At 42.2% G+C, this 2,845-nt stretch carries 1 protein-coding gene; it reads left to right on the top strand.

The window, feature by feature from the left end:
* Nucleotides 1-52: 52 nt before the first annotated feature.
* On the top strand, nucleotides 53-2,845 hold a 2,793-nt coding region (locus NJ959_RS28095; protein ID WP_254015061.1), incomplete at its 3' end, for an NACHT domain-containing protein.

The following is a 2,845-nucleotide window of genomic DNA, read 5'->3' as shown; positions in this document are numbered from 1 at the left end:
GGGTTTACTTATTCGCTATTGTTAGAATTAGAAAAAAACAGATGGTAGTACTATGCTAGATTGGTTAGTGGCATGGGGAGTTTCTAGTGCGGTGGGGTTTGCTTTCAAAGAGGTTTTAGCACCTTTGGCGAAAGGTGCTTTGGAAGATTACACCAAGGATTTTTTTAAAGAGCGGATTAAGGATTTTACTGGATTATTTGAAAAAGATACTCTACAAACGGTAACTGGTAAAGCCCTGAAGGAATTTCTGGCACTAGTGCAAGACAAGTTGGCTGAGGCGGATGTACCGGAAGAGGATTTGCCGCAGTATGTTAAGCCGTTAAAGCAATTTATTACAAATCCAAGGGTGCGGGGGATCTTGGGAGGTGCTTTTGCTGAAAATAGTCACCATTCCCATTATAGCGCATTACCGATAATTTGGCAAGAGTTAAATTTACTCGCCCTTCCCGATGGCTTTAACTGGGAATTGGTGACGAAGCTGTATCTGAAAAAGGTGAAAGCCCTAATTCGGGAGTCAGACGAGTTGCGGGAAATCTTTGATTCGCAGCAGTTGGCGGCGATTGCGGAAAATACGCGGGAATTGGCGGGAATTATTCCGGCTTTTGATTTGCGGCAATATCAGGAAGGGATTCTGGAAAAATACGGTAATCTGAAATTGGATAGTTTGGATACGGATGGGGCTGCTTATAACAGATTGAAGTTATGGAAAATATTTATACCGCAAAATGTCCGCTTCGTCGATGGATTATTACCGCAGGTTTATCAGTTGCCGAAGGAACATTTGCGGCGAATGCGGGATAGTAAGGATATTGAGGGGGATATTGAAGAAGTAGATTTGGAAAGATATCGGCGGGCTTATGGGGAACAGGCGATTTGTTCTGTTTTGGATATTATTAATGATAAGCCAAATCATCGATATCTTGTCATTCTCGGAGATCCTGGTGCGGGAAAATCCAGTTTGTTACAATACTTAGCGCTAAACTGGGCAAATTCTCCTTTAAATAATGTCATATCTCTCCCCATTCCCTTGCTGATTGAGTTGCGTACCTATATGCGGAATCGGGATAACGGAAATTGCCATAACTTTCTGGAATTTTTCCATCAAAGTAGTGGGGCAATTTCTCATCTGAATCAGCATCAACTCCAGGAACAACTAAAAACTGGTAAAGTATTGGTAATGTTTGATGGGTTGGATGAAGTATTCGATCCTGGGAAAAGGGAAGATGTAATTACGGATATTCATCGCTTTACTAACGAGTATCCCAATGTTCAGGTAATTGTGACTTCTCGCGTCATTGGTTATAAACCGCAGCGGTTGCGGGATGCGGAGTTTCATCACTTCATGCTGCAAGATTTGGATGAGAAACAAATTGAGCATTTTGTCTATCGGTGGCATGAGTTAACTTTTAGCGATGAAGCAGATAAGCTGAGAAAAAAAGAACGATTGCAACGGGCAATTAATACCTCGAAAGCGATTCAGGAATTAGCGGGGAATCCTCTGTTACTGACGATGATGGCAATTTTAAATCGGAATCAGGAATTGCCGAGAGATAGGGCAGAATTGTATAACCAATCTTCCCGACTTTTGCTCCATCAGTGGGATGTGGAAAGAGCATTAATTGAAGATGCCCGTCTGGAGCCGAATACGATTGATTATAAGGATAAGCAGGCAATTTTGCGGCTGGTTGCTTATCAGATGCAAGGGAATACGAAGGGGTTAGCGGGGAATCTGATTAGTGCGACAGATTTGGAACGGATTATTACGGATTATTTGAAGACGATAGAGGTGAGTCAGGCGCGAATATTGGCACGGGTGCTGAGAAATCAATTGCGGAGTCGTAATTTTATTTTATGCGATTTGGGTGCGGATTATTATGCCTTCATCCATCGGACTTTTTTGGAATATTTCTGCGCTTGGGAGTTTGTTTGGCAGTTTAAAGAGACGCAAACTTTATCTTTGACACAGCTTAAAGAGGAGGTTTTTGGTAAGCATTGGCAGGATGAGTCTTGGCATGAGGTATTGCGGTTGATTATCGGGATGGTGGAGTCGAGTTTTGGGGGTGAGATTATTGAGTATTTGAGGAGTCAGTCGGGGGAAAGTGAGAAGTTTGCTAATGTGTTTTTGGCGGCGGATTGTTTGTCTGAGGTGAGGAATCGAAACTTAATTGCGGATACGGATGGTGAATTACTCGTTCAAATTAAAGGGTTGACGAAGTATGACTTGTCTTACTCTTACGAAAAGTATGGAGATGAGGCAAAATTAGTCAGGGAAATTCGGGTAAAAGCAGTGAATGCGATCGCGATTAATTGGCAAGATGATCCTAATACTTTACCATGGCTTAAAGAAAGGGTAACTAATGATGATAATTCGGCTGTGCGATATGCCGCAGTAGAACAAATAGTCTTTGGTTGGCAAGATGATTCAGATACCCTACCCCTACTCAAACAAACGGTAACTTCTGATTATAATTCGATTGTTCGATATGTAGCGGTACGACAAATAGCCTTTAATTGGCAAGATGATCCAGATATATTACCTTTGCTCAAAAAATGGGCTACTTCTCATGATGATGAGTTTGTGCGACAAGCAGCAGTGCAAGGAATAGCTGAAGAATGGAAAGATGATCCAGATACTTTACCCCTACTCAAAGAAAGGGTAACTAATGATGATCATTGGGCTGTGCGACGTGCCGCAGTAGAAGCAATAGCCGAAGGATGGAAAGATGCACCAGATACTTTACCCCTACTCAAAGAATGGGTAACTAATGATGATGATTCATTTGTGCGACTTGCCGCAGTAGAAGCAATAGCCGAAGGATGGAAAGATGCACCAGATACTTTACCC

This window comes from Limnofasciculus baicalensis BBK-W-15 (assembly GCF_024178385.1).
Taxonomy (GTDB): Bacteria; Cyanobacteriota; Cyanobacteriia; order Cyanobacteriales; family Coleofasciculaceae; genus Limnofasciculus; species Limnofasciculus baicalensis.
Note: the sequence above shows the minus strand (reverse complement) of the source record. Positions and strands in the feature narration are given on the sequence as shown.